This window comes from Mediterraneibacter sp. HA8405 (genome assembly GCF_056148955.1).
Map to the genome: position 1 here is coordinate 1,762,936 of NZ_CM148758.1, position 24,284 is coordinate 1,787,219.

21 protein-coding genes are annotated in these 24,284 nt (G+C 45.0%); 20 read left to right on the top strand and 1 reads right to left on the bottom strand.

The features are described from left to right. Window positions 1-6: 6 nt before the first annotated feature. The 20 genes from prfA to AC0QUU_RS08300 all read left to right on the top strand — a co-directional run bounded on the left by prfA (window position 7) and on the right by AC0QUU_RS08300 (window position 23,826). Window positions 7-1,077, top strand: a complete 1,071-nt coding sequence (gene prfA / locus AC0QUU_RS08205) for a peptide chain release factor 1 (protein ID WP_474541998.1) — start codon at window positions 7-9, stop codon at window positions 1,075-1,077. 6 nt (window positions 1,078-1,083) lie between these two features. Continuing rightward, window positions 1,084-1,992: a DUF2156 domain-containing protein gene (locus tag AC0QUU_RS08210; RefSeq protein ID WP_474542000.1), complete on the top strand. Its 909-nt coding sequence runs from the start codon at window positions 1,084-1,086 to the stop codon at window positions 1,990-1,992. Further along, window positions 1,989-3,176 (top strand): pyridoxal phosphate-dependent aminotransferase, encoded by a 1,188-nt coding sequence (locus AC0QUU_RS08215; RefSeq protein ID WP_474542001.1) that lies wholly within the window; start codon window positions 1,989-1,991, stop codon window positions 3,174-3,176. The genes AC0QUU_RS08210 and AC0QUU_RS08215 overlap by 4 nt, the downstream gene beginning before the upstream one ends. An 18-nt stretch (window positions 3,177-3,194) precedes the next feature. Beyond that, window positions 3,195-4,253 (top strand): histidinol-phosphate transaminase, encoded by a 1,059-nt coding sequence (hisC, locus tag AC0QUU_RS08220; RefSeq protein ID WP_474542002.1) that lies wholly within the window; start codon window positions 3,195-3,197, stop codon window positions 4,251-4,253. A 108-nt stretch (window positions 4,254-4,361) separates the two neighbouring features. Continuing rightward, window positions 4,362-4,802: a hypothetical protein gene (locus AC0QUU_RS08225; RefSeq protein WP_474542003.1), complete on the top strand. Its 441-nt coding sequence runs from the start codon at window positions 4,362-4,364 to the stop codon at window positions 4,800-4,802. 66 nt (window positions 4,803-4,868) lie between these two features. Further along, window positions 4,869-5,924 carry a flavodoxin-dependent (E)-4-hydroxy-3-methylbut-2-enyl-diphosphate synthase gene (gene ispG / locus AC0QUU_RS08230; protein ID WP_474542004.1) on the top strand — a complete coding sequence of 352 codons (1,056 nt, stop codon included), beginning with the start codon at window positions 4,869-4,871 and terminating at the stop codon, window positions 5,922-5,924. Beyond that, window positions 5,912-10,486, top strand: a complete 4,575-nt coding sequence (locus AC0QUU_RS08235) for a PolC-type DNA polymerase III (protein WP_474542005.1) — start codon at window positions 5,912-5,914, stop codon at window positions 10,484-10,486. Before ispG ends, AC0QUU_RS08235 begins: the two co-directional genes overlap by 13 nt. A 174-nt stretch (window positions 10,487-10,660) precedes the next feature. Continuing rightward, entirely contained in the window at window positions 10,661-11,896 is a 1,236-nt protein-coding gene (glyA, locus tag AC0QUU_RS08240; RefSeq protein ID WP_474542006.1) for a serine hydroxymethyltransferase, read from the top strand. A 783-nt stretch (window positions 11,897-12,679) separates the two neighbouring features. Continuing rightward, on the top strand, window positions 12,680-13,990 hold the full coding sequence (locus tag AC0QUU_RS08245; RefSeq protein WP_474542008.1) for a phenylacetate--CoA ligase family protein: 1,311 nt from the start codon (window positions 12,680-12,682) through the stop codon (window positions 13,988-13,990). A 1-nt stretch (window position 13,991) separates the two neighbouring features. Further along, complete coding sequence (iorA, locus tag AC0QUU_RS08250; protein ID WP_474542009.1) at window positions 13,992-15,737, top strand: indolepyruvate ferredoxin oxidoreductase subunit alpha; 1,746 nt, start codon at window positions 13,992-13,994, stop codon at window positions 15,735-15,737. 1 nt (window position 15,738) lies between these two features. Then, on the top strand, window positions 15,739-16,308 hold the full coding sequence (locus AC0QUU_RS08255) for an indolepyruvate oxidoreductase subunit beta (protein ID WP_474542011.1): 570 nt from the start codon (window positions 15,739-15,741) through the stop codon (window positions 16,306-16,308). Window positions 16,309-16,346: 38 nt separating this feature from the next. Continuing rightward, the gene (locus AC0QUU_RS08260; protein WP_474542012.1) at window positions 16,347-16,766 is read left to right on the top strand and encodes an ACT domain-containing protein; all 420 of its coding nucleotides are present in this window, start codon (window positions 16,347-16,349) and stop codon (window positions 16,764-16,766) included. Between the two features lie 82 nt (window positions 16,767-16,848). After that, complete coding sequence (locus tag AC0QUU_RS08265) at window positions 16,849-18,180, top strand: phenylacetate--CoA ligase family protein (RefSeq protein ID WP_474542013.1); 1,332 nt, start codon at window positions 16,849-16,851, stop codon at window positions 18,178-18,180. A 16-nt stretch (window positions 18,181-18,196) separates the two neighbouring features. After that, window positions 18,197-18,640 carry an ACT domain-containing protein gene (locus tag AC0QUU_RS08270; RefSeq protein WP_474542015.1) on the top strand — a complete coding sequence of 148 codons (444 nt, stop codon included), beginning with the start codon at window positions 18,197-18,199 and terminating at the stop codon, window positions 18,638-18,640. A gap of 252 nt (window positions 18,641-18,892) precedes the next feature. After that, window positions 18,893-19,705, top strand: a complete 813-nt coding sequence (locus AC0QUU_RS08275) for a hypothetical protein (RefSeq protein WP_474542016.1) — start codon at window positions 18,893-18,895, stop codon at window positions 19,703-19,705. After that, window positions 19,692-20,411, top strand: a complete 720-nt coding sequence (locus tag AC0QUU_RS08280; protein ID WP_474542018.1) for a hypothetical protein — start codon at window positions 19,692-19,694, stop codon at window positions 20,409-20,411. The genes AC0QUU_RS08275 and AC0QUU_RS08280 overlap by 14 nt, the downstream gene beginning before the upstream one ends. Continuing rightward, complete coding sequence (locus AC0QUU_RS08285) at window positions 20,398-21,090, top strand: hypothetical protein (RefSeq protein ID WP_474542020.1); 693 nt, start codon at window positions 20,398-20,400, stop codon at window positions 21,088-21,090. Before AC0QUU_RS08280 ends, AC0QUU_RS08285 begins: the two co-directional genes overlap by 14 nt. A 21-nt stretch (window positions 21,091-21,111) precedes the next feature. Continuing rightward, window positions 21,112-21,744, top strand: a complete 633-nt coding sequence (locus tag AC0QUU_RS08290) for an ABC transporter ATP-binding protein (protein ID WP_474542022.1) — start codon at window positions 21,112-21,114, stop codon at window positions 21,742-21,744. Window positions 21,745-21,899: 155 nt separating this feature from the next. Further along, on the top strand, window positions 21,900-23,330 hold the full coding sequence (locus AC0QUU_RS08295; RefSeq protein WP_474542024.1) for an IS110 family RNA-guided transposase: 1,431 nt from the start codon (window positions 21,900-21,902) through the stop codon (window positions 23,328-23,330). A 268-nt stretch (window positions 23,331-23,598) separates the two neighbouring features. After that, window positions 23,599-23,826, top strand: coding sequence for a DUF2712 domain-containing protein (locus AC0QUU_RS08300; protein ID WP_474542026.1), 228 nt, complete (start codon window positions 23,599-23,601; stop codon window positions 23,824-23,826). A 208-nt stretch (window positions 23,827-24,034) separates the two neighbouring features. Here the strand turns inward: AC0QUU_RS08300 and AC0QUU_RS08305 are convergent, their stop codons facing one another. Next, on the bottom strand, window positions 24,035-24,232 hold the full coding sequence (locus tag AC0QUU_RS08305) for a cold-shock protein (RefSeq protein WP_005609555.1): 198 nt from the start codon (window positions 24,230-24,232) through the stop codon (window positions 24,035-24,037). Window positions 24,233-24,284: the final 52 nt, after the last annotated feature.

Here is a 24,284-nt window from a genome sequence, read left to right on the forward strand (position 1 = left end):
ATAGAAATGTTTGACAGATTAGATGATTTGCTGATCCGTTATGAAGAACTGATGGGCGAACTTCAGGAGCCGGATGTGGCCAATGATCCGGAACGCTTCAGAAAACTGATGAAGGAACAGAGCGATCTCGCTCCGATCATTGAAGCTTATCAGGAATATAAGAAATGTAAACAGAATATAGAGGACAGTCTGCTCCTTCTCGAAGAAGAGTCGGACGAGGAAATGAAGGAGCTGGCAAAGGAAGAACTCAGCGAATCCAGAAAACGGGTGGAAGAACTGGAACAGGAGCTGAAAGTTCTGCTGCTTCCCAAGGACCCGAACGATGACAAAAACGTTATTGTTGAAATCCGTGCCGGCGCAGGCGGGGATGAGGCCGCTCTGTTTGCCGCGGAGATTTATCGTATGTATGTCCATTATGCGGACAGCCGCGGATGGAAGACAGAGATGATTTCTTTAAATGAAAACGGAATCGGCGGCTTTAAGGAATGTGTATTTATGATTTCCGGACAGGGCGCTTACTCCAGACTGAAATATGAAAGCGGTGTGCACCGGGTTCAGCGTGTGCCGGAGACAGAGAGCGGCGGAAGAATTCATACATCCACAATTACGGTAGCAATTATGCCCGAGGCGGAAGAAGTGGATGTGGTAATTGACGAAAAAGATATCCGTATCGACGTTATGCGCGCATCCGGAAACGGAGGACAGTGTGTAAATACAACAGACTCCGCGGTCCGTCTGACTCATTTCCCTACCGGGATTGTAATTTACAGCCAGACAGAAAAGTCTCAGCTTCAGAATAAAGAAAAAGCATTCCGGCTCCTGCGCTCGAAACTATATGACCTGGAACTTGAAAAGCAGCAGGCTTCCGAGGCTGAGGCAAGAAGAAGCCAGATCGGAACCGGAGACCGTTCGGAAAAAATAAGAACATATAATTTCCCACAGGGCCGCGTGACAGACCATCGGATCAAACTGACGCTGCACAAGCTGGATTCTGTATTAAACGGAGATCTGGACGAAATTATTGACAGTCTGATTGCGGCAGATCAGACCGCCAAACTGGCAAAAATGGAGGATTGATATCATATGGATGAACCGATATTTAAACGTCCGGAACTGGAAGATAAAGAGCTGATCAGCAGCTATTTTAATAAGGCTCCGGGGAGAAGCTGCGAACGTACTTTTGTAAATGTTTACCTCTGGTCCAGGCATTACCGGGTGAAATTTGCGGTGGTTCAGAATGCCCTTGTATTCCGCAGTGAAGATAACGGCATCGCTTTTTCCTATCCGGCAGGAGATCGGGAGAATGTTCACGCCGCGCTTGATTATCTGATGGAGTATTCCCGTGACACAGGAATGCCATTCCGGCTGTATAATGTGACGCCGGAACATTTTGAGGAACTGGAAGGCTGGTATCCGGGAAGGTTTGAAATTGAATATAACAGAGATGTGGCGGATTATGTATATGAGACGGAGAAGCTGGCCACCCTTGCGGGAAAAAAACTTCACGGTAAGCGCAATCACATAAATAAATTCAAATCTCTTTATCCGGACTGGTCTTATGAGTCCCTTGACGACAGCAACGTGGAGGAGTGTTTCCAGATGGCGCTGCAGTGGCGGAATCAGAACGGATGTGATGAGGATGCTGAAAAGAATGCGGAAATGTGTGTGACGCTGAATTCCCTCAGGCTGTATAAAGAACTGGGGTTAAAAGGAGGCGTACTTCGGGCAGAGGGGAGAATTGTGGCATTTACTGTAGGTGAACAGGTCTGTCAGGATACTTTTGTAGTTCATATAGAGAAGGCATTCCCGGATGTAGAGGGGGCTTATCCTATGATTAATCAGCAGTTTGTACAGCATGAATGTATGGATTATCAGTATGTAAACAGAGAGGACGATACCGGAGCGGAAGGATTAAGAAAGGCAAAACTTTCCTACCGGCCTGCATTTCTGGTTGAAAAAGGCCTAGTAAAAGAAAAGGAGACAGTACAATGATTTCAAAAAAGATGGAAAACATGGTAGCAAACAGTTCGGCAATCCGCGCGATGTTTGAGGAAGGCAACCGCCTGGCTCAGAAGTACGGCGCGGAAAATGTGTTTGATTTCAGTCTGGGCAATCCAAATGTTCCGGCGCCGGAAAGTGTAAAAAAAGCCATTATTGATCTGCTGGATGATGAAGATCCCATCGTTCTTCACGGATATACAAACAGCAACGCGGGATATGAAGATGTAAGAAGTGCAGTTGCACAGTCTTTAAATGAGCGGTTCGGCACTGCTTTCGAGGGCCGCAATATTACGATGACAGTGGGAGCGGCAGGAGGTCTGAACGTAATATTAAAGGCTCTGCTGAACCCCGGCGACGAAGTGATTGTCTTTGCGCCGTATTTCGGAGAATACCGGAGCTACACAGACAATTACGACGGCGTACTTGTGGAGATTTCACCGGACACAGAAACATTCCAGCCGAAACTGGACGAGTTCGAGTCAAAGATTACGGCGAAGACCAAAGCGGTAATCGTCAATACGCCGAATAATCCTACCGGTGTCGTGTACTCGGAGCAGACAATCAAAAAGCTGGCTGCGGTAATGGAAGCAAAACAGAAGGAATACGGCACAGATATCTATCTGATTTCAGATGAGCCATACAGGGAACTGGCCTATGACGGTGTGGAAGTCCCGTACCTGACGAAATATTATGACAATACGGTAGTGGGATACTCCTATAGCAAGTCCCTTTCTCTTCCCGGAGAGCGGATCGGATATCTTGTGATACCGGATGAGGCGTCAGACAGCGAAAATCTGATTGCCGCTGCAAATGTGGCCACCCGTATTCTGGGATTTGTCAATGCTCCGACTCTTCAGCAGAAAGTAGTAAAAGCGTGCCTCAATGAAAAGACCGACATTTCTTTCTATAACAGAAACAGAGAGACGCTGTACAACGGACTGAAGGAACTTGGATTTGAATGCATCAAGCCGGAAGGCGCTTTCTATCTGTTCGTAAAATCTCCGGTAGAAGATGAGAAAAAGTTCTGTGCGGAGGCAAAGAAATATAATATTCTGATTGTACCGGGAAGTTCTTTCGGATGCCCGGGATATGTAAGAATCGCCTACTGCGTATCCTATGAGACGATTGTAAATTCACTGCCGAAATTCGCGGAACTTGCCAAGGAGTATAAATAGGATTTCAGGAGAAAAAACATGACAGTCAGAAATGAATTATTAAAAAATATCCGTCAGGTGGAACCCTATGTTCCGGGAGAACAGCCTCAGCATCGGGTAATTAAACTGAATACAAATGAGAATCCTTATCCTCCGTCGCCCCGCGTGGCTGAGGCTCTGGGAAATCTGGATGCGGATATACTCCGGCTTTACCCGGATCCTGAGGCGTCAGCCCTGACAGAGGCGCTGGCAGGATATTACGGGGTAGATAAGAATCAGGTTTTTGTGGGAGTTGGCTCAGACGATGTGCTTTCTTTGTGCTTTCTGACATTTTTTAATTCGGAAAAGCCGATTCTGTTTCCTGATATTACTTATTCATTTTATAAGGTGTGGGCACAGCTCTACCGGATTCCATATGAGTGCCCGAAGCTGAATGATGAATTCCGGATTGTGCGGGAAGATTATTACCGGGAAAACGGAGGAATTATTTTCCCCAATCCGAACGCTCCCACAGCAATCTATGAGGAGCTGGATTTCATAGAAGATATTCTGTCTCACAACAGAGACTCTGTTGTAATTGTAGATGAGGCATATATAGACTTCGCGGGAAAGTCAGCGCTGGAACTGATTGGAAAATACGACAACCTGATTGTTGTGCAGACTTTTTCGAAGTCCAGGAGCATGGCGGGAATGAGGATCGGATATGCCATTTCAAATCCGGATCTGATCCGCTGTCTGAATAATGTGAAATATTCTTTTAATTCCTATACGATGAATCAGCCGGATCTTGTGTGCGGCGCTGCGGCTGTACAGGATGAAGAATATTTCAGGGAAAAAATCCGTATGATAGTAGCAACCCGGGAATGGTCGAAAGAACAGCTTAAAGGACTGGGATTTATATTTCCGGAGCCAAAAGCGAATTTTATCTTTGCAAAGCATCCGGACTATGACGCGGAAAAACTGTTCCGGGAACTGAAAAACCACAACATCTATGTAAGACACTGGAATTCAGAGCGAATACGGGATTATCTGAGGATAACCGTAGGTACAGAAGAGGAAATGAAAGCGCTCTTTGATTTCCTGAACAGTATATTTTAGCAGACACTTTCTCTTGTTTTTTCTGTAATGAGAATCCCTTTTGGAGCGTTGACAGTATTCGGCGGAATCCGCTATAATGGATATAGTAAGTGAGAAGGGGAGTATTTTATGATTTTCAAAAACAGTGAAGAAAAGAGAAATACAGCATGGAGAACCGTGATGACGGTTTCTTCCGTTCTCATTGTTATCATTGCAGTGTTTTTTGTCGTGAAACTTTTTACCGGCAATCCGCTGGAAGGAACATGGGTAAGCGAAGATAACGGAATTCGAATGGAAGTCCGGGGAGATGACTGTGTCGTGATTACACGGATAAACGGAGATGAAGACGGAGACTCTTATACTCTGGATGTCAGTGTGGACAAGAAGAATAAGACATTTACCGTTCAGCTGAACAACGATTCTGTCCGGGAAAACACAGATAATACAGCTGTTCTGTCAGAGGATGACCAGGATCCCTTCGGCGGGACTTACAGCTATAGTATTGAAAACGACACTCTGACTCTTACCGAACGGGAATACGGAGATCAGATTGTATTTGAACGTGAATAAAAGATTTTAAGAAGAGTCCCGCAGGCGGGACTCTTCTGTTGTTAAAAATCAAAAAGGAGAAAAGCAATGTACAGAAATCTCACAAAGGAAGTTTCAATCGGAAATGTTAAGATCGGCGGGGAAAATCCTGTGGCAATCCAGTCTATGACCAATACACGTACAGAAAATGTGGATGCGACTGTTGAACAGATTCTTCGCCTTGAGGCGGCAGGCTGTGAAATTATCCGCTGCGCGGTTCCGACAATGGAAGCTGCGGAGGCACTAAGAGAGATAAAAAAGAGAATCCATATTCCGCTTGTCGCGGATATACATTTTGATTATCGTCTTGCCATTGCCTCCATCGAGAACGGAGCAGATAAGATCAGGATTAATCCGGGAAATATCGGTTCTCCAGAACGAGTAAAAGCAGTCGTAGATAAAGCGAAGGAACATCAGATCCCTATCCGGGTGGGAGTAAACAGCGGTTCTCTGGAAAAGCATCTTCTTGAGAAGTATGGCGGGGTAACGGCACAGGGAATCGTGGAAAGTGCTCTGGATAAAGTACATATGATTGAAGACATGGGGTATGACAATCTGGTAGTAAGCATCAAATCCTCAGATGTACTGATGTGCGTAGAAGCTCATGAACTGATTGCAAAACAGTGCAGTTATCCTCTCCATGTGGGAATTACAGAGTCGGGAACGGTATATTCCGGAAATGTGAAGTCTTCCGTGGGCCTGGGAATTATTCTACATGAAGGAATCGGAAATACGATTCGTGTCTCTCTTACCGGGGATCCTGTGGAGGAAATCCGGACAGCAAAGCTGATTCTGAAGACGCTTGGGCTTCGCAAAGGCGGGATAGAGGTTGTTTCCTGTCCTACCTGCGGCCGTACAAAGATTGATCTGATCGGTCTGGCCGGACAGGTGGAAAAAATGGTAGAGGACATTCCACTGGATATTAAAGTAGCCGTTATGGGATGCGCAGTTAACGGGCCGGGCGAGGCAAAGGAAGCGGATATCGGCATTGCAGGCGGCGTGGGCGAAGGGCTGCTGATTAAAAAAGGACAGATTGTGAAAAAAGTAAAAGAGGAGGAACTCCTCAGTACACTGCGTCAGGAGTTGTTAAATTGGAACAGGTAACTGGAAAAAAGACTTTTTTTAATGTATTTCCCACATTAAAAGTTGAGGAGGATATTCAGATTCTTTTTGCAGATGTGGAAGTTCAGAAAATCACGACGAATTCCGGCCGTGATTTTCTTCGTATACATATTTTCAGCCGGCATCTTATCCAGAAAAAGCAGATCCGTCTGATGGAACAGAGAATTGAAGAACAACTTTTTTCAGGAACACATATCAATGTGGAAATTATGGAAAAGTACGCACTTTCCGGACAGTATACGCCGGACGTCCTGCTTCGGGAATACAGGGACAGTATGATACTGGAGCTGAAAGAGACAAGTGTGCTGGCGTCCAGTATGTTTTCCCATGCGCAGATTCATCTGGGAGACGGCGGGATTATCTGCCTGGAGCTGCTGGATACCATTGTATCCGAAGGAAGACGGGAAGAAATTCTGCACTATCTGGAAAAAGTCTTTCACCAGAGGTTTCAGATGGATGTTTCTTTTAATATTTCCTACCGGGAAAATGAGGAGAGCGGCAGCAGGGAATATGATGAGCAGCGCCTGCAGCAGGAGATTAATGCAATTTTCGAGAGAAGCGGATACAGCCGGAAAAACAAAACGCAGGACGAAAAAACAGACAGAGATGCGGCAGAGGAAGTGAGGGCAAAAAGAAAGACAGCAGATTCCGGGAGCACTTCCGGCGAAAGGGAAGTTTCCCATTCCGTTCCATCTTCAGGAGGAAGCAGAAATGGATCCGGAGGCAGAAGCAGACGGAAAAAAGAGTTTAAGAAGAAAGACTATCACCGCCCGGTTAAAACAGGAGATGACCCGAATCTGATTTACGGCAGAAACTTTGACGATGAAACTATGCCGTTGGAACAGATTGTCTCAGAGATGGGAGAGGTTACGGTTCACGGTAAGATAATCAGTTTCGAGACAAAGGAAATACGGAATGAAAAGACGATTATTATTTTTTCGGTGACAGACTTTACCGACACCATTACAGTAAAAATGTTTACTCGAAATGACCAGCTCCCGGAAATTCTGGGTGAGCTGAAGAAAGGAGCTTTTGTAAAAATTAAAGGCATTACGGCAATTGATAAGTTCGATGGGGAACTTACCATTCAATCCGTGACCGGAATCAAAAAAATCGGAGATTTTACTGTGCCAAGAAAAGATCTGAGTCCGGTCAAGCGTGTGGAGCTTCACTGTCATACAAAGATGAGTGATATGGATGGGGTGTCTGAGGTAAATGATATTGTGAAACGGGCGCATGACTGGGGACATCCGGCTATTGCTATTACAGATCACGGAGTTGCCCAGGCATTCCCGGTGGCGAATCATTATATCGAGACTCTGGACAAAGACGATCCTTTTAAGGTCATTTACGGAGTAGAGGGCTATGTGGTGGATGATCTTTCTGAGATTGCGGTAAATGCGGAAAATGAATCGCTGGATGATACATATATTGTATTTGATATTGAGACGACCGGTTTTAGTTCCATCAGGGACAGAATTATTGAAATCGGAGCGGTGAAGGTAGAGAACGGGGAAATTACTGACCGGTTCAGCACTTTTGTAAATCCGGAGCGTCCCATTCCTTTTGAAATTACAAATCTGACCAGCATTACGGATGAAATGGTGATGGATTCCCCTACAATCGAAGTGATACTTCCGCAGTTTCTGGAGTTTGTGGGAGATGGAATTCTGGTCGCCCACAATGCAGGATTTGATGTGGGTTTTATAGAGCAGAACTGCAGAAATCAGCAGATCGACCGGAAATTTGTATATGTGGATACAGTAGCTCTGGCAAGAGTCCTTCTGCCTACGCTTTCAAAATATAAATTGAATACTGTGGCAAAAGCGCTGCATATCTCTCTGGAAAATCATCACCGCGCGGTGGATGACGCGGGGGCTACGGCAGAGATTTTCGTGCGGTTTGTGGAGATGCTCAAAGAAAGGGAGATTTTCACACTGAAACAGGTGAACCGGTATGGAGACCGGAATATCAATGCTATACGTAAGATGCCTTCTCATCATATTATAATCCTGGCCAAGAATGATATCGGCCGTTATAACCTGTATCAGCTGATTTCAGAGTCCCACCTGACCTACTATGCAAGAGTGCCCAGGATTCCTAAGAGTCTGTTAAACGAATACCGGGAGGGATTGATTATCGGAAGCGCATGTGAGGCGGGAGAACTGTACCGGGCCGTTCTGGAAAAGCGGTCCCAGGAGCAGATTGCAAGGCTGGCGGAATTTTATGATTATTATGAGATACAGCCCCTCGGGAACAACCGTTTTATGATTGAAAGCGATAAAATCCCGGATATTACTTCCGAAGAAGATCTGAAGGAAATAAATCGGCAGATCGTAGAACTGGGAGAAAAATTTCGTAAGCCGGTTGTGGCGACCTGCGACGTTCATTTTCTGGATCCGGATAATGAGGTTTACCGCCGGATTATCATGGCGGGGAAAGGATTTGACGACGCAGACGAACAGGCGCCTCTTTTCCTGAGAACTACGGAGGAAATGCTGGAAGAATTTGCTTATCTGGGAGCCGCGAAAGCAAAGGAAATCGTGATTGATAATCCTGTAAAGATTGCAGGTATGGTAGAGAAAATTTCCCCGGTTAATCCAAATAAATGTCCTCCGGTAATTGAAAATTCGGATCAGGAGCTGAGAGACATCTGTTATAAAAAGGCCCATGAGATGTATGGAGAAAAACTGCCGGTGCAGGTGTCGGAGCGACTGGAAAAAGAATTGAACTCTATTATCTCGAATGGATATGCAGTTATGTATATTATCGCCCAGAGGCTGGTATGGAAATCAAATGCGGACGGATATCTGGTAGGCTCCAGAGGCTCTGTCGGTTCATCTTTTGCAGCTACTATGTCGGGAATAACTGAAGTAAATCCTCTGAGTCCGCACTATTACTGCAAAAAGTGTCACTATAGCGACTTTGACTCAGAAGAAGTCCGGGCATATGCCGGCGGATGCGGTTTTGACATGCCGGATCGGAACTGCCCGGTATGCGGCGAACTGCTGGTAAAGGCCGGATTTGATATTCCTTTTGAAACGTTTCTGGGATTTAAGGGCGATAAAGAGCCGGATATTGACCTGAACTTTTCCGGTGACTATCAGGCGAAGGCCCATAAGTACACGGAAGTACTTTTCGGAGAAGGGCATACATTCAAAGCGGGAACAATCGGAACTCTGGCGGATAAAACTGCTTATGGCTTTGTAAAAAATTATTATGAGGAACACGGACAGCGAAAGAGAAAGTGTGAGATTGACCGGATTACCCAGGGATGTACAGGCATCCGCCGCAGTACGGGACAGCACCCGGGAGGAATCGTGGTACTTCCCCACGGGCATGATATCAATGAATTTACACCGGTTCAGCATCCTGCCAATGATATGGAATGCGGGATTATTACGACCCATTTCGACTATCATTCCATTGACCACAACCTGCTGAAACTGGATATCCTGGGCCATGATGATCCGACCATGATCCGTACGCTGGAGGACTATATTACATCGGACGCAATGGAGAATGAATACAATGAGGAGAATCCGTTTGTTGCCACGGACATTCCTCTGGATGATAAGGAAGTAATTGAGCTGTTCCACGGAACCGATGTGCTGGGTATTAAACCGGAAGATATTGACGGCTGTAAGCTGGGATGTATGGGAATTCCGGAGTTCGGCACAGACTTTGTTATTCAGATGGTTGAGGATACAAAACCCCAGACTTTGTCCGACCTGATCCGTATTTCCGGACTGTCTCACGGCACCAATGTGTGGCTGGGAAATGCCCAGGAGCTTGTAAAGTCAGGTAAGGCAACTATTTCCACCGCTATCTGTACCCGTGACGATATTATGATCTATCTGATTAATCAGGGAGTGGAAAGTGCGCTTGCCTTTACGATTATGGAAAGTGTCCGGAAAGGAAAGGGACTGAAGCCTGAGTGGGAAGAAGCCATGAAGGAAAAAAATGTGCCGGACTGGTATATCTGGTCCTGCAAAAAGATCAGCTATATGTTCCCGAAAGCCCACGCAGCGGCTTATGTAATGATGGCATACCGGATTGCCTACTGCAAGATCCATTACCCCCTGGCCTATTATGCGGCATATTTCGGTATCCGCGCAGATGCATTTTCCTATGAAATTATGTGCCAGGGAAAGGATAAGCTGAACTACTATATGCAGGACTATAAAAAACGCAGCGATACTCTGAGTAAAAAAGAGCAGGATGTATTGAAAGATATGAAAATCGTACAGGAGATGTACGCCCGCGGCTTTGAATTTATGCCCATCGATATTTACCGGGCTAAAGCATCCAAGTTTCAGATTATAGACGGGAAGCTGATGCCATCCCTTTCCAGTATAGAGGGAATGGGCGATAAGGCGGCGGAAGCTGTGGAAGAGGCGTCAAAAGACGGACAGTATCTGTCTCTGGATGATTTCAGGCAGAGGACAAAAGTAAGCAAAACAGTGATCGATCTGATGGCAGATCTGGGCCTGTTCGGTGATCTGCCTCAGAGCAACCAGCTGTCTCTGTTCGATTTCACATAGGCAATAAAACCTATTGTCAGATAATATCAGCAAAAGGGGACGGACCCCTTTGGACAGAATTGTCAGAAAATAGTTATCAAAATCCTGCGTAGACGTGAGTGCGCTGTCTGTGATATAATGACTTCAATGCTTTTTTACAGTAAAGTAAAAATAAATTTATGGAGGACAATCAGAATGTACGACTTCGATGAAATCAGGACAACAGACCCGGAAATCGCAGATGTGATCAAAGCAGAGATGGAGAGACAAAATTCTCATATCGAGCTGATTGCATCAGAGAACTGGGTGAGCAAGGCAGTGATGGCGGCCATGGGCAGCCCTCTGACCAATAAGTATGCAGAAGGATATCCGGGAAAGAGATATTACGGCGGATGTCAGTGCGTAGATGTGGCGGAAGAACTGGCGAGAGAGCGGGCAAAAGAGCTCTTTGGCTGCGAGTATGTGAATGTTCAGCCCCATTCCGGAGCACAGGCAAATATGGCTGTATTCTTTGCTATCCTTCAGCCAGGGGACACATATATGGGAATGAATCTGGATCATGGCGGACATCTGACTCATGGTTCACCGGTAAATATGTCCGGTAAATATTTTCATGTTGTTCCTTACGGCGTAAATGACGAAGGCGTAATTGACTACGACAGAGTACTTGAAATCGCGAAAGAGTGCAGGCCGAAGATGATCGTTGCCGGAGCCAGCGCCTATGCAAGAACTATTGATTTTAAACGGTTCCGTGAGATCGCAGACGAAGTCGGAGCATATCTGATGGTAGATATGGCTCATATAGCAGGACTTGTGGCAGCAGGACTTCATCCAAGCCCGATTCCGTATGCTCATGTTACAACAACTACAACTCATAAAACGCTGAGAGGCCCCCGGGGCGGCATGATTTTATCCAGCAATGAAATGAATGAGAAGTTCAATTTCAACAAAGCTGTATTCCCGGGAATCCAGGGCGGCCCGCTGATGCATGTGATCGCAGCCAAGGCTGTCTGCTTTAAAGAAGCTCTTCAGCCGGAGTTTAAAGAATATCAGAAGCAGGTTGTCAGGAACGCAAAAGCACTCTGTGAAGGCCTGAAGAAGCGTGGCGTGAAGATTGTGTCCGGAGATACAGACAATCATCTGATGCTGGTAGATCTGACTGAGAAAAATGTCAGCGGAAAAGAGCTTGAAAAGCGTCTGGATGATGCACATATTACCTGCAATAAAAATACCATACCAAATGATCCCCGTTCTCCGTTTGTCACAAGCGGCGTGAGACTGGGAACTCCGGCAGTAACAACCCGGGGTATGAACGAAGAAGATATGGACAAAATCGCAGAGATTATCGCGATGGTAATCGAAAGCGAAGACAATGTAGAAACGGGAAGAAAAATGACGGCAGAACTCACAGAAAAATATCCGCTCTGCTAAATTTATCTGTGGCATGCGATTGAAAAAAAGTCCGAAAAATGTCAGAATACGAAGTGAGAATAAATCGTTTTCGGATAGCAGCTGCGGGAAATTTCAGCGCCGTTCCGCGTAATAAGTAAAACTACAAAACCCTGAGTACAGGCTAAAAACAGGATTTTCAATGGAAACTCACGTTCCGTTCGGACAGCCCCATTGAAAATCCTGACGCCTGTACTCAGGGTTTTAAGTTTTACTAAATTACGCTTCAAGTCGCTGAAATTTCCCGCAGTTGCTATCCGAAAGGCGCATCCCGCCGTCCGTATTCCGTCATTTTCTGTTCTTATCCAATCGGCACTGCCACCGATAATTTCAACTGCAACCAGGAAAACGAAGACAGATTTTTTTCGACTACGGCCAACTGCTTATCCGGTTTCTGCTTTTCAAACAGGAAATGAACCTGTTTTCAAATATCAGCACAGAACACAGTTCCCCATATCAGCCGATAAAGTTCTGTCTTCTTTCCTTCCTGTCTGAATTTGGAATTGTGAGTGAGAAAGCGCAGCCGGGGAGTCCGGGTATGGTGACGGAGAGCCGTAAAGCGGCGCCGGCACTTAGAGCGCGTCTTTTGCGCTCTTATGTACCGCTGCGCCGCGATCCGAGCGAAAGCGTGCTCTCCGGCGCGATACCCGGACTCCCCGGCGGAAATTTCTCCACCCATAAATTCAAATTTTCCACTTTAACTCGGCAAAGTATTATGGTATACTGAAAAAAGGCGAATGTTTAGTCGAAGGAGGTAGTTTTAACATGATATGGGCAAAGGAGGAAACTCTGCCGAGAAGTGAGATCGAAGCGATCCAGCTGTCTAAACTGAAGGATACGGTGCATTATATTTACGACCGTGTAAAACCTTATCGTGAGAAGATGGATGCGGCAGGAGTCAGACCGGAAGATATCCAGACGTTAGAGGATCTGAGAAAGATGCCTTTTACATATAAGTCAGATTTCAGAGACAATTACCCGGACGGGCTTTTTGCGGTAGATAAAAAAGAAATCGTGCGCTACCATGCCAGTTCCGGAACAACCGGCAAACCAACGGTGGTAGGATACACGAAGAATGATCTTGATATGTGGCTGAACAATGTGGCAAGACTGGCCTGCATGGGAGGCGCTACAGCAGACGATGTAGCTCAGATTTCATTTGGATATGGTACATTTACCGGCGCTCTGGGACTCCATGGGGGCCTGGAAAAGATCGGGGCATCTGTAATTCCCATGTCGTCCGGAAATACGAACAAGCAGATTATGTTTCTCCAGGACATGGGAGTGACTCTTCTGGTTGCTACTCCGTCCTATGCGCTGCATCTGGGCGAGGAGGTAAGAAAAAGAGGTATTGATCCTGAAAAGGATCTGAAACTTCATATCGGCCTGTTCGGCGGGGAAGGCATGACGGAACCCATGCGGGATGAAATGCATAAAGTCTGGGGCGAGCAGTTTGTCTGTACACAGAACTATGGCATGAGTGAGCTGTGCGGACCGGGCGTGGCCGGGGAATGTACAGAACTCTGCGGAATGCATGTAAATGAAGACTGGTTTATACCGGAGATCATCAATCCGGAAACAGAAGAGGTACTTCCGCCGGGAGAACTGGGAGAGCTTGTGGTAACCTGCCTGGGCAAGGAAGCCCTGCCGCTGGTAAGATACCGCACCGGTGATCTGACAAGGCTGATGTATGAGCCCTGTAAATGCGGAAGAACAACCTGCAGAATGGAAAACCTTTCCGGACGAGCGGACGATATGCTTGTCATCCGCGGTGTAAATGTATTCCCGACACAGATTGAAGAGGTACTTCTTAAGATTGACGAGATCGGACCGCATTATGAGATCCTTGTGGAGAGAAAGAACCGCCTGGACGTGATGACAATTACAGTAGAGCTGATTGATGACAGACTGCTTGACAGTTACTCAAAACTCAGCGAACTGGAAAACAGAATTAAGGCTGCGCTGAAGGCACAGCTTGGACTGGCGACACAGCTGAAGCTGGTTGCTCCGAACTCTCTTCAGAGATTTGAGGGCAAAGCGAAAAGAGTGACAGATTTACGAAAGGATGGACTGTGATATGGCAGAAAAAGTAATTATGCTGGGCAACGAGGCGATTGCCCGAGGAGCGTACGAGGCGGGAGTAAAAGTATCCTCCGCGTATCCCGGCACACCCAGTACAGAGATCAGTGAGTATCTTGTCCAGTACAGAGACGATGTATATGAAGAATGGGCGCCGAATGAGAAAGTGGCCACTGAGGTGGCGGTAGGAGCAAGCCTGGCGGGAGTCCGGGCCATGGCCTGTATGAAGCACGTGGGCCTGAACGTAGCGGCTGACCCGCTTTATTCTGTATCCTACATGGGAGTAAACGGAGGTCTTGTTCTTGTAGTGGCTGACGATCCGGGACTTTACAGCTCCCAGAATGAACAGGATACGAGAATGGTGGCAAGAGCGGCACAGATACCGGTTATTGAGCCGTCCGACAGCGCGGAGGCGAAAGATTTCTTTAAAATCGCTTTTGAACTCAGCGAGCAGTTTGACCGTCCATTCATTTTTCGTACAACGACCAGACTGGCTCATTCCCAGGGTCTGGTGGAACTGAAAGAACGCGTGGAACCGGAAGATAAACCGTATGAAAAAAATATCCGGAAAAATGTTATGATGCCGGGCAATGCAAAATTCCGTCATGTTGAGATTGAAAAACGGAACAATGAGCTTGCTGAAGCGGCAAATACACTGCCGATTAATACTGTTGAAATGAATGATACAAAAATCGGCGTTATTACAAGCGGAATTCCTTATCAGTACGTAAAAGAAGCGCTCCCTGAAGCTTCTGTACTCAAGCTGGGCATGGTGAATCCGCTGCCCAGAAAGTTGATTGAAGAGTTCGCGTCTAAAGTAGAGAAGCTGTACGTTGTAGAAGAACTGGATCCGGTTATCGAGGAACAGGTGAAATCCTGGGGAATTCAGGCTGTTGGCAAGGAGATCTTAACGGTGCAGGGCGAATACAGCGCCAACATGCTCCGCGAGGCAATTTTAAAAGAAAAGCTGGATATTAAAACCCCGGCTGAGGCTCCTGGAAGACCGCCGATTCTCTGCCCGGGATGTCCTCACCGCAGCGTCTTTTATGTGCTGAACAAGCTGAAAATGCATGCGGCAGGCGACATCGGCTGCTATACACTGGGAGCCGTTGCCCCCCTGAGCGTGATTGATACAACCATGTGTATGGGATCGAGTATTTCCACTCTTCATGGAATGGAAAAAGCAAAAGGCAAAGAATATATTAAAAACTGGGTGGCAGTGATCGGCGATTCCACATTCCTGCATACCGGTGTCAACTCGCTGATGAATATGGTGTACAACAACGCCACAGGTACAGTGATCATCATGGATAATTCCACAACCGGAATGACCGGCCACCAGGATCACGCCGCAACCGGAAAGACCCTGCAGGGAGATCCTACATATGCTATTAATATTCCGGCACTCTGCAGGGCAATGGGCGTAAAGAATGTACATGAGGTCAATGCCTTTGATCTGCCGCTTCTGGAGAAGACGATCAAAGAGGAAACGGCGAAAGACGAGGTGTCAGTAATTATTACAAAGACACCGTGTGTCCTTCTCGATAAGAGAAAGAAACCTCTTTATATTGCCCATGAAGATAAATGTAAAAAATGCGGCATGTGCATGAAGCCGGGATGTCCTGCCATGACGAAAAATGCCGACGGAACAATTCACATTGACGATACGATGTGCACCGGCTGCGGACTCTGCGAGTCATTGTGTAAATTTGGGGCAATCGAGCTTGTAAAGGAGGGGGAGTAAGATGGCGGTAAAAAATATTATGATTGTCGGCGTAGGCGGACAGGGAACCCTTCTGACCAGCAGAATCCTGGGTGGACTTACTATTGCGGGCGGATATGACGTAAAGCTTTCCGAGGTTCACGGTATGGCTCAGAGAGGCGGAAGCGTTGTGACTTTTGTACGTTACGGCGACAAGGTCGCAGAGCCGATTGTGGAAGAGGGACAGGCAGATGTGATCATTGCCTTTGAGAGGCTGGAAGCTCTGCGGTACGCACATTTTCTTAAGAAAGACGGTGCGCTGATCGTAAATGACTGGCGGATTGATCCCATGCCTGTAGTAATCGGAGCGGCAGAGTATCCGGAACATATCCTGGAGGATCTGGAAAAAGAATACAAAGTATACCGCGTAGATGCTACAGAGGAGTCAAAAAAACTGGGCAATCCGAAAGTATTCAATTTGATTGTACTGGGTGTTGCGGCGCAGCATATGGATTTTACAAAAGAACAGTGGTATGAAGTGATCGAAAAAACAGTACCTCCGAAAACGATAGAGATTAACAAAAAAGCGTTTGATGTAGGCTACACTCTTTAAGAGTGCCTGAATAGAGAGCAAGAAAGGCGGTGATATCAGTGATCAAACAGATATCGGTATTTGTCGAAAACCAGCCGGGAAGTATGATGCGGGTGACTTCTGTGCTGACAGAGTCCCATGTCAATATCCGTGCGATCTCAACGTTTGATACGCCCGAGTTTGGTATTCTTCGTCTGGTGGTCGACGATCCGGCAAAGGCAAAAGAAAGCCTGACGCAGAAAGGGTTTGTGACAAGAGTAAATGATGTGATCGGAGCGGAGCTCAAGGATGAAAAGGGCAATCTGAATCAAATGCTCAAGATCCTTGCCGACGGTGAGATTAACGTAAATTATATTTATTCTTTTGTCATCCGCGAAGAGAAGGCGCCGGTTATCGTGTTCCACACAGACGATTTTCAGAAAGCAGAACAGGTTTTAAAAGATGCGGAAGTAAAACTGGTGGAAGAGTCTGAACTGTAAAGAGCCTGTGTCCGTGAGGGGCAGGAGACAGATCTGAAAACCATTTTGCAGGCTGCCGCAAAAACATTAAAGGAGAAACAAAATGGCTGGAGTATCATTAGAAAACTGGGTTGAGCGGATCCGTGATCCGAAAATTGAGTGTATGAGCAGGGACGAGATGGCGGACCTGCAGAGCAGACGCCTTGTAGATGTAGTGCGCAGGGTGTATGACAATGTTGAATTTTACCGGAAGAAAATGCAGCAGAGAGGGGTGGAGCCCGGAGATATCAAATCTATCGAGGATATCGAAAAGCTTCCTTTCACGACAAAAGAAGATCTGAAGAATAATTATCCGTTCGGTCTTCTGGCAATTCCCATGAAAGATGTAGTCCGTGTACAGGGGACTTCCGGTACAACAGGAAAACTGACGATTGCGCCTTATTCACAGAAAGACGTTGATGTATGGGGCGAATGCGTGGCCAGAGGTCTTACCATGGCAGGTCTTACTTCTGAGGACATTATTCATGTATGCTATGGATACGGACTGTTCACAGGCGGTATGGGGCTGGATTTCGGAGCAAAGGCTCTGGGAGCGACCGCAATCCCGATGTCCGCGGGAAATACGAAACGGCAGATGATGTGTATGGAGGATCTGGGAGCGACTGCATTTGCGTGTACTCCTTCCTACGCTCTTTACCTGGCAGAATCTCTGGCAGAGGCAGGTGTGGTAGACCGTCTGAAGCTCAAGGCCGGAATCCACGGAGCAGAGCCCTGGACTGAGGAGATGCGCAAGAAGATCGAGAGTATTCTGCACATTAACTGTTTCGATATTTATGGACTGTGTGAAGTGACAGGACCCGGCGTTGCCCAGGACTGCATTCACAAAGAAGGACTTCATGTCCATGCCGACTATTTCTATCCGGAAGTGCTCAATCCGGCGACTCATGAAAAATGTGCGGACGGAGAGACAGGTGAACTGGTATTCACAACACTTGCAAAAGAGGCAATGCCTCTGATCCGATACCGTACAAAAGATCTGACAAGCATTAATCACGCCCCATGCAAATGCGGAAGAACCCTTCCTCGTATCTCCAAGTTTACGGGAAGAACCGATGATATGAAAGTCATCCGTGGAGTCAACGTATTCCCGACTCAGGTTGAGACTGCGCTTCTGAGCATGGGCGGAGCGGTAGCGCCGCACTATCTGATGATTGTAGACAGAGAAGACAATATGGATGTTCTGACTGTTATGGTAGAAGTGGATGAAGCTGTATTCTCAGACGAGATCCGTAAACTGGATGCCCTGAGAAATAAGATCGCCAGCGTATTAAAGACTGCACTGGGCGTATCTGTACGAGTGAAGCTGGTTGAGCCGAAATCAATCCAGAGAAGCGAGGGCAAGGCTGTCCGCGTGATCGACAACAGAAAACTGTAAAAAGGAGGGCGCTGGAATGGGAATCACAATTCAGCAGTTATCGGTTTTTCTTGAAAACCGTCAGGGACGACTGGACGAGGTACTGTCCGTCCTTGCAGGGAATGATGTAAATATTGTGGCATTGAGCCTGGCAGATACAACAGAATACGGAATGCTCCGCATGATTGTGTCTGACCCGAACAAGGGAAAAGCTGTTCTCAGAGAACATGGAATTACAGCTATGCTGACAGACGTGGTAGCGCTCCGTGTTCCCCATGAGACCGGATCTCTCAGCAAAGCCATGCACCAGATCATGGAAGGGGAGATCAATGTGGAATATATGTATGCCTTTGCAAACGGCGCGGATGCGTCGGCGGTTCTCAAGTGCGATGACCCGGCAAGAGTGGTTGACATTTTAAGGGGAAGCGGATTTGACGTATGGGAAGCTCCGGAGGCGTATGTGTCAAACATCAAACTCTGAGAACAGATCGGGATCCTGAACCGGTCTGACGGATATGTTACAGAGGATTCTACAATAATTATGCGAACCTGAATAATTATACGAACCTGGAAATGAACCGGCGCAGTTAATGCGCCGGTTCATTTGTCTTAAAAATCATAAAAAATCAAAAAAATTCTAAAAATATATAAGTGCTTGCAATAACTGTCAGAATATGATATTTTGTGTTTAGAACAATAAGTAAGCAGATTGTAAGATTTATGAGGAACAAAAATGATTTCAAAAGAATTAAACGATTTTTTAAAATCAAAAAAAACATGGATTATAGTTTTTGCCATGTTTTTGATACCAATGATTGATCTTGCAATGAATATCTATTCTTCATACTGGGATTTCTGGACGCACAGAGATGCTTATTCCGATTATCTGGCGCCGGACAGAATATTTCATCCGAGTAAAGGAGCGTTCCTGGCAGGAACTTCAGTCGGACACATGCCGCAAATGTTGTTGGTCTGGCTGATGCCTATTTTTCTTTTACTTATGTACAGCGACACATACATAAAAGAGTATCAGTTGAGTTATCATCATATTATTTCGACAAGAATTCAAAATAGAAAAATATTTTCGGCAAAAATACTGACCGGATTTATCATTGGTTTTACAACAGTATTCCTGAGTATGAGTCTGAATTATATATTTGCCTGGATAGTGTTTCGTGAAGGGGTTTCATTTGGAGGGCTGGAATCAATGATCGGTTCAGATATGAAACTATTGTCCGTTTCACTGCAATATCCGATTATAACGTATATTATTTATATTTTCATGTTTTCATTGATATCCGGATTGTATTCGGCATCATGTGTTTCGCTCAGTTTCTGTTTTAAAACATATAAACTGCTGTATGGAACATGCATTGTTGTCTGGTTTTTACAGATACTTTCACCGTTCAGTCTGACCTTTGTAATACAGCCTTTTATTGAATACGGACCGGGAAGGATAGTTCCGTCTGTGGTAATATTTCTGATGTTGGTATCAGCTTCTTTGGCGGTCGGGTATTATAGTAAAGTAAAGTATGAGAGAATATAAAAAAATTTTATTTAATCTTATATGGATGAGTGTGGCGCTATGTCTCTGGTTCGGGTATATATATGGAAATTCTCCGACAAATATAGACAGTTCTCAGGATTTGCTGGGTTATCTTGGAATTAATGCCGGATACAACTATGTTATGCTGCATTGTTCAGTGTATTTCGGTCTGTATATCATACTTCTGTTTCAGATTACTCCAAAGATAAACGAACAGCATTTTATCAGGATATCACGGGCGGCAATATTGAAAAAGAAGATTATTGCGGCATTAATAAGCTCTTTGATATTTACGGCTGTATTTACAGGGATGCACGCTTTTATGATGGTAAGGACGCTGGGATTTAATGTATTAAGCCGGTATGATTTTGGAATTGCCTGGGGGCTGAATTATCTCAGGTTGAGCGAGATTTATCTTATATTCGGTCTTCTTGTTGTTTTATTTGAAATTATTTTGAGTTCTCAGAGACTGGCCGTACTGGGAGCTGTTTCCACTGCTGTGCTCTGGGTATTTACAGGGAAATATATGGATGTAACGAAATTGTATTCGGATTTTGCGGTTTATGATTTATATTATTCAAAAACGGGCCTGGATCTTGTAGAATATAGCAGTATTTTTTTCAGGCACTGCATGATTATATTTTGCATGATATATGTTTCAATATTATTATTTGAGAGGAAAGATATTCTGAATGATAAAAGATAAAAGAGATTATCTGAGCTTTTTTTTCTTATTTATTACACTTTTTATTGGAGCTGTAATGATAAAAATGCATTTGGATACGCTCTATAATGGAGTGCCTTTTCAGGCTAGACCGGTTTTTTATGCTGTATATATTTTGTTATTTTTTGATCTGGCGATATACATATTTGGTAATGGCGAATGGTATTTTTCGAACTATGGAATTTATATTCTTACCAGATACCGAAAAAAAACTACATTTTATTACAACTTCCTGTTATTAATGATACGTAAAATTATATTTTTCAGTTTTATGAAAATATTTTTCAGTTTTATTATTTCATTGATACTATTTCCAGGTACGGGAAACATTTCCGGAACAATTATTATTTTTTATCTGCTAAATACATTAGTTGAAATAATACTTTGTATGATACAGCTGATTTTGGAAATAATTCTTGATTCCAGATGGGCATTATGTATAATAGCAGGATATTATATTGCAAGCATTGTGGCGGCAGACATTCTTTATTTTTATAATATAAAAAATTCAGCATTTTTCTTTTTTGTAAACTGGGGCATGAAATCTCGTCTGGATGTGCTTGAGACTCCGTATTTAATTTTTTTTATCCTTCTGCTGTTATTCGGGTGTATTCTTACCGTTATCGGGCAGGCAGTTGCAGAGAAAAAAGAAATTCTTTAAGTATTGGAAAGGAATAGAGGCATGAGTTATATCGAAATAATCAACATGTCAAAAAAAATAAAGAAAAGAAATGTTTTGGAGAATATAACAGTTTCTTTCGAAAAAGGGAAAATATACGGGTTATATGGAAGGAATGGTTCTGGAAAAACAATGCTGTTGCGCGCGGTTGCAGGCTTGATCCGGCCATCTGAAGGAGAGATTTTTGTTGATGGAAAACAGCTTCATAAAGACATCAGTTTCCCGCCTAGTGTCGGCGTGATTATCGAACATACATCTCTGCTGCCTCAATTTGATGCATATACCAATCTTAAAAACTTGTCCAAAATAAAAAAAGTCGCTTCAGATGAAGATATAGACATGGCTCTGAAAGAGGTCGGACTTAGCGGGGAGAAGAAAAAAGTACGAGAGTATTCGTTAGGAATGCGTCAGAAACTGGCTATTGCACAGGCAATTTTTGAAAAGCCGGAATTATTATTGCTGGATGAACCGACAAACGGATTAGATGAGGAGAGTGTAAAAAAACTGAAACAATTATTGATAAAGGAAAAAAACAGAAATGCAGTTATTATTCTTGCAAGCCATAACAAGGAAGATTTGGAAAATCTTTCAGATGAAATGATATACATGGATATGGGGAGAATAAAAAGAACTTAATTTTGCGGCAGAATTATATAAAAATATAAAATATTAGAGAAAGCTTCCTGTATACTATAAATCAAGGAGTTGACCAAAGAAAATACCTCAAGTAAATTTAGATTATTACTGACCTGCACAGTTGGTAAAATCTAAAAATACAAGAGGTATCTGAAATGAATAGTAAAACAAAAAGAGCAAACAATCAAGTCAATTCTGTGATGAATATACAAGAACAGAGGGAGATGATAGAAAAAGCGAACCGTATACTCAGTGAAATGAAATCCTTTACCTGGAGAGATCTCGAGACTCATGGAAAATTCAGTAAGAATGACAAGCTCTCCTTCGTCAGCGATGACATGCTGATCATAGGATGTGACATCGGCAGTGAGACGCATTATGCCAGAGCTATCGATACAAGAGGCAGGGAGCTGAGTAAGAAGGTACTCGCATTCGGAAATGATGCTGAGGGCTTCCAGAAAGCCCGTGACTGGGCGGTACAGCTTGCGGCTGCAAACGATAAGAAACAGATCGTCTTAGGGATTGAACCCACCGGGCATTACTGGTTCTGTCTTGCGGCATGGATGGTCTCAAACGGGATTAGCGTAGTCCAGGTAAACCCCTACGCCGTGAAACAAACGAAAGAACTGGAGGATAACAGCCAGCAGAAGGATGACCGGAAAGACCCGAAGCTGATCGCAAACCTTGTGAAAGACGGGAATTACGGAATGCCGTACCTGCCGGAAAAAGTATACGCAGAACTGCGCAGGCTCTCAATGTTCCGGGAACAGCTGATGGAAGACCGGAACCGGCACATGAACCGGCTGCACAGGGAGATGAAGATCTACTTCCCGGAATATAAGGACGCATTCGGGAAGATAGACGGGGCATTCTGTATCACGGTGCTGAAAGAAGCGCCGTTCCCGGAGGATATCCTCCGGCTGGGAGTAGAAGGGCTGCGGGATATCTGGCATAAAGCAAAGCTGAGAGGACGCGGCTACAGCAGAGCTGTGGAGATCATAAAGTATGCAGAAACAAGCATAGGCCTGAAAGACGGCACAGCGGCCGGAAAGGAAGCAGTAAAGTGGTTTGCGGAGAGGATCACGGAACTGGACGAAGAGCTTGCAGAAATAGAAAATAAGCTGGAGGAGAAATGCAGGGAGCTCCCCCATGCAGAGAACGTACTGGAGATACCCGGGATTGGAGGAAAGATCCTTTCCGGGATTCTTGCAGAGATGGGAGATATTACCCGTTTTGACGATGTGAAAGAGATTCAGAAATTAAGCGGGCTCGGGCTGGTGTCCTGCAGTTCCGGGAAACACAAAGGGGAGACCAGGATCAGCCACAGAGGGCGCAAAAGGCTGAGGTACTGGCTGTTCCAGGCGGCGCGGTCAGCGGTATCGCATGGAGAAGAATACAAATGGATCCATGGTCATTATACAACGAGAGCAGGGAATCCACTCCAGAAGATGCAGTCGCTGATTGTGATTGCATGTAAGCTCTTACGGGTGATCTATACGATACTGAAGACAGGGAAGAAGTATGACCCGGAGAAACTGCTGAAGGATATCCGGTATCCGGAGAGTGTGCAGAGTGCGGCAGCATAAACAGCCGGAAAGAAAGATTCCAGGATCCTGCTGAGTTCCAGAAGCATCTGGAGCTGGGCAGGGTTCTGGAAAGGAACCCGAAGGAGACAGGGAGAGAATCCCTGTCAGCAGAAGACCAACCGAGGTGAGACACAGCGAAGCGTCCACTGAATCAGTGCTGTGCGGAACCGGTCAGGTCAGTAAATAATCAAAACACAAACAAGAGCTGTAGCCGGCAGGAGTATCCTCCATAGGGCATAGACCCTGTTAGAAAGCTTAGAAAGTTAAAATGACTTATACAGGAGAGGGATCAAATACGATAACGAATTATTGGATGGAAAATTCGGCAACAACGAATGTTACACCGACTGTTTCTGTGACGCAGGGAAAAGGATATTATTATGAAAATGCTTATTCTTCTGCAAACGGAACAACTGTTTACTTAACAGCTGAAAACAATAATTTTAATGGTTCAGCTTATAACGTCTCAGGATATTGGGATGAGGAAACTTGGTAAAATAATCACAAAATAAGAACTTTATATTGTATAGTTGGTATAGGCATCTTTGTTTTTAAACTCGATGCATGAAAATGCACTTTAACAAGAGAAATGCTGCCGCATCGAATTATCGGTGCGACAGCCTTTTTAATCTCGTTTTTCTGTATTGCTTTTAATCTAAATGCTGTCTGATTTATATAATTAAAAGGTACATTAAAAATTCTGATTAAAGTTTTACTACGTTTGTTGCCTGTGGTCCTTTTGCGCCTTCTGTCACGTCAAATTCGACAGCCTGGCCTTCTTCTAAGGATTTGAATCCATCCATTACCAGTCCTGAGTAGTGGACGAAAATATCGTTGCCCTCGGAATCGGAGATGAATCCGTACCCCTTCTGGTTGTTAAACCATTTCACTGTACCTGTCATTGTGCATACCTCCATAAGAAAATAAAAAGTTACTGTCCAGATCTTTCTGACC